Below are 6,000 nucleotides of genomic sequence, written 5' to 3' on the forward strand. Positions count from 1 at the left end.
CGACACAGCTTCGCATCCGGACCTCGACCGGGCAAAGACGACGATGGTCCGACGACGGGCGCGGTTCGTACGATCTCAGCCGCGCGTGCCGGTCACGGCTCCATGGCGCCCGCGTGGCCGCCGACCCGGCGCCGGTGTCCGTCGATGGTGCCGACGAGGGCCACCAGCTGGTCGAACGTCACCCGGATGGCGGGGGAGAACAGGCTGCCGGTGACGCCGACGTGGGTGCGTACCACGGTGCCGTCGGCCAGTTCCAGGTGCAGCAGGCGGCGCTGCGGCCGGGCGGGCAGCGGTCGGATGTACACGGCGCGCAGGTTCGCCAGCGGGACGGTGGTGCGCGACAGCGGGCGGCGCAGCAGCAGCTGGTCGCCGACGAGGTAGATGCCCTGCTGGTACAGCGCCTGCGCGCCCACCAGCAGCGCCATCAGGGTGATGGTCGGCAGCGGGTCGATGCGGCGGTCGACCAGGGTGGCGCCCAGCAGCAGCGCCGACAGGACGGTGCCGACGAGGTAGAGCAGGCCGAGGGCGGGCCGCGGGGTCAGGCGGGTGGTGCGGGAGAACTCGATCGAGAGCATGGGCGGCATTGTGCCGGGCGTACGAGCGCGGCCGCTGCCCCCGTATACGCCGGCGGGCCCGGCACGGAGTCCGTGCCGGGCCCGCCGAGGTCGATCAGCCCAGCGGGAGCAGGCTGGCGGCGGTGCCGACGACGGGCAGCGCGCGCAGCACCTCCATCGAGGTGGGCATGTCGCCCAGCAGCGGCAGGTCGTTGACCAGCGGCAGCTGGCTGAACAGGCCGCCGACCGGCAGCGCGGCGCCGCCCGAACCGGCCCCGCCGGTGAGCGAGCCCAGCAGCGGCAGGCCGCTCAGCGGCAGCTGGCCGACGAGCGGCAGCTCCTCCGGGGTACGCGCCGACTCGGCGTACTCGGCCTCCTCGCCCACGACGGGCCGGTCGGTGGCCCGGTGGCGGCCCTCGTGCTGGTGCACCGGTGCGGCCGCCTGCGGCGCGGGCAGCAGCTGCGGCTGGGGCTGGGGCGCCGGTGCCGGTGCCAGGCCGGGCTGGGGCTGGGCGACCTGCGGCTGCGGAGCCAGCATGTTCGCGCCGCGGCCCATGCCGAAGCCGTTCAGGCTGCTGGTGGCCTTGCTGATCGCGTCGCCGACGATCGGCAGCGAGCCGATGAGCGGCAGCCCGGTGCCCGGTTTGCCGCCCTGCACCACGCCGTTGCGCAGCAGGTTGCCGACGACCGGCACCTGGTTGACCGTGTCCAGGGTGACCTTGCCGGTGACGACGTCGCGGACGACCGGCAGCTGCTTGGCGATGTCGCCCATGGCGATGATGCCGTCGAGCGGGCCGCCGTTGCCGATCAGATCGCCGAGCAGCGGGATGCCGTCGACGAACGGGATGCCCTCGGTCGGTCCGCCCGTGAGCAGGTCCGGCTGGCCGCCGGGCGCGAACAGGTCCGGCCCTGCGCCGAACAGGTCGCCGTCGGCCTTGCGGCCCATCGCGTCGGCGATCAGGTCGGGCACGATCTGCGAGGTCGCGTCGGCGACCTGCCGCGAGAGCACCGGGTCGAGGGTCAGGCCCTGCTGATCGGTGGGGTCGAGCACGTCCCCGGGGAACAGCATGTCGCCCTGGCGGGCCAGTCCGGCGGCGGGCGTGTCGAGCCAGTCGCCGAAGGGGTCCTGGGTCGTGTCGTCGGCGGCGGGGACGGTGGGCCGCGGGGTCAGCGCGCGGTCGAGCGCCCGGTCCTGCGAGGCGCTGCCGACGCCCCCGGTGATGCCGCCGAGGCCGTCGGTCAGGCCGCCGGTGAGGCCGCCCAGCGGGCCGCTGTCGGCGCCGCCGCCGCTGTCCAGCATGCCGGTCAGGCCGCCGAGCGGGCCGCCGCCGTCGGTGCCGCCGCGCAGCAGGCCGCCGGTGAGGCCGCCCAGCGGGCCGTCGGTGAGCCCGCCGATGGGGCTGGCGCCGCCGAACAGCCCGCCGGTCAGCCCGCCGGTGAGGCCGGCGACCGGGCTGGTGCCCCCGCCGCCGAGCAGCCCGCTCAGCGGGCCGAGCGGGGAGCCTTCGGCGCGGGCGGCCGAGCCGTCCCCGGCCTGGCCGAGCAGGCCGGTCGCGCTTGAGAGCAGGTTGGTGCTGGGCACCATGTCGGAGAGGCGGGGGAGCTTGCTGGCGAGCGTGATGTCCTGGACGCCCGGGGCGTGCGCGGTGAGGCCGAGGCTGCCGTTGCCGTGCGTGATCGACACGGGCCCGTCGGGCAGCAGCCCGGCGTCGACCCGGGCCTGCGGCGTGTCCAGCGACAGGCCGAGATCGCCGAGGCCCGCGGTCGGGGAGAGGAGATCGGCCACCAACCCGCGCATGGCCTGAAGATCGGCGGTCGGCTTGGCCTCGGTGGCCGTCTCAGCGTGGGCGACGCCACTGCCGAGAAGCATGACGCCGCTGGCCACGCCGACCGCGCCGACGGCCCTGTAGAACCACTTGTTCATGTCCATCCATTCGATTGCTGACCGGTGCACCCGAACTGCGGGGTGCGTAAAGGTGCATTCGTCTGATGAAGCAACGACCAAAAGGGGCATATCGTCGCGGTAAAGACACGTACAGCGATCCCTCGCGGGTGGCCCCGGTGGTGCGTGATCGATACCATCCGGGCGTGCTGAGCCCCTCCTCGGTCATCCCCCAGCCGCGCCGCGGCGGGAACCACTTCGTCGTCAACGGCTCCGACGGCCTGGCCTACCGGCTGGCCGAGCAGCTCACCCAGCGCTACGGCGCCGACGTCGTGCTGCTGCTGACCCCCGAGCAGCTCGCCGGGGCGCGCGGCGACTTCGCCGACCTGCCGCGGGTGCGGGTGCTGGTGGTCGACCGGGTGGACGAGCGCGCGCTGCGCCAGGCCGACCTCGAGCACGCGCTGGGCCTCGCGCTGACCGTCCAGGACGACGTCGGCAACATCCACATCGCGCTGCGGGCCCGCGACATCGTGCCCGACCTGCGGTTGGTCGTCCGGATGTACAACTCCAACCTGGGCAGGGGCATCGAGGAGCTGCTCGGCAACGCCAAGGTGCTCTCCGACGCCGAGATCGCCGCTCCGGCGCTGGTCGCCATCGCGCTGGACGAGGTGAACGCGGCTCCGGTGCCGGTCGCGGGCCGTACCCTCGTCGTCGCCCGCCGCCAGGCGGTCGTGCCCGCGGACGTGGTCTGCGGCCTGGTCGACACCACCTCGCCCGGCGCCGCGGTGGATCTGCTGCCCGCCGACCCGGCCCGGGCCGACCTGGTGCTGGCCGAGGACCGTGAGACGACCTCGGTCGCCGATACCGTCAACGACGTCGCGCGGCTGGTGACCCGCCGCGCCCGGCGCTGGCGGCTGCGAGCCGTCGTCGACACGGTCAAGTCGCTGGTCTCGCGGCAGTTCCGGCTCGCCGTCAGCACGACGCTGGTGGTGCTCGCGGTGGCCGGGTTCTTCTTCGCCCGCGGCGCGCACGTGCGCAGCGTCTGGGACGGGATCTACCTGACCGCGGTCAACGCGTTCGGCGGCCCGGACCTGAGCCCGGAGCTGTCCGGCCGCCAGCAGCTGCTGCAGCTGGTCATCGCGCTGGCCGGGCTGGCGCTGGTGCCGCTGGTCACCGCGATGGTGGTCGAGGGCCTGGTCAATGCGCGGCTGGCCGTCGCGCAGGGGCGGCTGCGGCTGCCGACCGACGGGCACATCGTGCTGGTCGGGCTCGGCAACGTCGGCACCCGCGCGATGCGGCTGCTGTACGACCGGGGCATCCCGGTGGTCGCCATCGACGTGAACGAGCAGGCCCGGGGCGTGGCCCTGGCCCGCGAGCTGGGCATCCCGCTGATCATCGGCGACGCCAGCCGGGAGAGCACGCTGCGCTCGGCCAACGTGCAGCAGTGCCGCGCGCTGATGACCCTGGCCAGCAACGACGTGATCAACCTGGAGGCGGCGCTGCACGGCCGCAACCTGCAGCCGCAGCTGCGGGTGCTGGTCCGGCTGTTCGACGGCGACCTGGCCGCCCGGGTACGCAAGACGTTCAGCATCCGCTACACCCGCAGCGTCTCCTACCTGGCCGCGCCGGCCTTCGCCGAGGCCCTGATGGAGCGCGAGGTCATCGGGACCATCTCGGTCGAGCGCCGGGTGCTGCTGGTGGCCGAGGTGGTCGTGGGCGCCGGTTCGGCCCTGGACGGGGCGCGCGTCGGCGACGCGGACACTGCGGGCGCGGTACGGGTCATCGCGCTGGCCGAGTTCGGCGAGCCCCGCCCGCTGTGGCGGCCCGCCGACAACCGGGTGCTGCACGCGCGCGACCGGCTCACCGTCGTGGCCAGCCGGGACGGGCTCAGCGGGCTGATGGCCCAGGTCGCCGCCGCGGGCGCCGCCACAGTCTGAGCCCGCCGCCGCCACCGACGGCCGCCAGCAGCACCAGGCCCGCGGTACGGGTCAGCCCGGACGTGTCGACCGGCGGCCCGGACAGCTGCCGCCAGGAGTTGAAGCCGACCCCGGCGGCGAACAGGTCGACGGTGGCGGCGCAGCTGGTCGGGGTGCTGTCGGTGGCGCACTGCACCCGCAGGTCGTGGTCCAGCAGCAGGTCGATGCGCGCGCGGGCGTCGGGGGACAGCGGGGCGCCCTGGCGGCGGGCGTACCGCAGCAGGTCGTAGCCGAAGTCGTGGGCCATGCACGGGACGGCGAAGTCGAACGGGCGGCCCTCGCCGGGGACCGAGCAGGAGCCGCGCGGGTTGATCACGCGGAGCTCGCCGTCGGACAGGCGGGCGGTGACCGGCTGATACCCCATCACCCTGGCGAAGTCGCGCGGCACGGCGCTGAGATCACCGCTGGGCAGGGCCTGGACGGTACGGGTGGCGGCCGGGTCGTGGCGTTCGCGCGCCTCACCCGGAGCGGCCAGGGTCAACGCGGCGGCGACGCCGAAGCCGAGCACGACCAGGGAGCGCAGCACGCCGCGCACACCGGCGCGGCGTCGGCCGGGGGTACGGCGCAGCCGTGATCGCATCGTCGCGACCCTTCGGGTAGGGGCGGCCCGGAGGGGGTACGCGTCGACGGGGGAGTCGCCGTGAGCCGGGTCGGCGCGCCATGCTACCTGCGCAAACGCACCTCGCCCAGCTCCTGGGCCGCCTCGCATAGCATTGACGCTGGCCTATCCGGAGGACGGATTTCACCGATTCGTCTTCTGGATAGGCCAGCGTCAATTCAAAGCCGGGGCGGGGCGGGGCGGGGCGGGGGCGGTCAGTCGACCAGGGACTCGTCCTCGGGGGCTTCGTCCTCGTCCTCCAGCTGCATCAGCATGTCGTCGTCGACCTCGTACCCGAGGACGGCCTGCTCGTCGGGGCGGTGGATCAGCACGTTGGCGAGGAACGACTGGACCGCGGGGGCCAGGCCCAGGTCGCGGCCGGCCTGCTCGCTCAGCGTCCAGCGGTGCTCGATGATCTGCACGAACAGCTCCGGCGGCTCCAGCTTGCCGCGCAGGTGCGGCGGCACCGCGCGGATCACCGGCTCGAACACCTCGGTCAGCCAGCGGTGCGCCGCCTGCGCCTCGTCGGGCATGTCCGACTCCGCGCGGTACGCGTCGAGGTCGTTGAGCAGCGCGCGGGCCTGGTTCTCCTCGGCGTCCAGCCCGGTCAGGCGCAGCAGGCGCCGGGTGTGGTGGCCCGCGTCGACGACCTTCGGCCGCAGCATGACGGTGCGGTGGCCACCCTCCTCGACGACTGACATCGACACCTCTTCGACGTCGAAGCCGAGCTCGTTGAGGCGGCGGATGCGCTTGTCCATCTGGCGCCGGGTGTCGGCCTCGACGGCCTGCTCGAAGGTGAGCTCGTGCCACAGCGTCTCGTACCGCCGGACCACCTCGTCGGAGACGTGCTCCGGGTCGATGCCCTCGTGCAGCAGGCCCGCCGCCTGCAGGTCCAGCGCCTCGCCGAAGATGTTGGTGCGGGCGATCTCCAGGTCCTCGCCGCGCTGGCCCGGCGACAGCCGCAGGTGCAGCTGCCCCGTCTCGGCGTCG

General features: G+C 74.2%; 5 protein-coding genes. 1 reads left to right on the forward strand and 4 read right to left on the reverse strand.

Going from position 1 to position 6,000, the window contains the following annotated elements; all coding sequences use genetic code 11:
* Positions 1-92: 92 nt before the first annotated feature.
* On the reverse strand, positions 93-575 hold the full coding sequence (locus tag QEZ54_RS35355; protein ID WP_281309146.1) for a hypothetical protein: 483 nt from the start codon (positions 573-575) through the stop codon (positions 93-95).
* A 94-nt stretch (positions 576-669) separates the two neighbouring features.
* Positions 670-2,478, reverse strand: coding sequence for a hypothetical protein (locus tag QEZ54_RS35360; RefSeq protein ID WP_281309147.1), 1,809 nt, complete (start codon positions 2,476-2,478; stop codon positions 670-672).
* Positions 2,479-2,642: 164 nt separating this feature from the next.
* Here QEZ54_RS35360 and QEZ54_RS35365 point away from each other — a divergent pair, with 164 nt between their 5' ends.
* Positions 2,643-4,373 (forward strand): NAD(P)-binding protein, encoded by a 1,731-nt coding sequence (locus QEZ54_RS35365; RefSeq protein ID WP_281309148.1) that lies wholly within the window; start codon positions 2,643-2,645, stop codon positions 4,371-4,373.
* Here the strand turns inward: QEZ54_RS35365 and QEZ54_RS35370 are convergent.
* Positions 4,324-4,992: a phospholipase A2 gene (locus QEZ54_RS35370; protein WP_281309149.1), complete on the reverse strand. Its 669-nt coding sequence runs from the start codon at positions 4,990-4,992 to the stop codon at positions 4,324-4,326. The genes QEZ54_RS35365 and QEZ54_RS35370 overlap by 50 nt on opposite strands.
* A gap of 233 nt (positions 4,993-5,225) precedes the next feature.
* Positions 5,226-6,000, reverse strand: a 775-nt coding sequence (locus QEZ54_RS35375; protein WP_281309150.1) for a DUF4032 domain-containing protein, incomplete at its 5' end; no start/stop codon positions are given.

It is taken from the genome of Catellatospora sp. KI3 (genome assembly GCF_029948125.1).
Taxonomy (GTDB): Bacteria; Actinomycetota; Actinomycetes; order Mycobacteriales; family Micromonosporaceae; genus Catellatospora.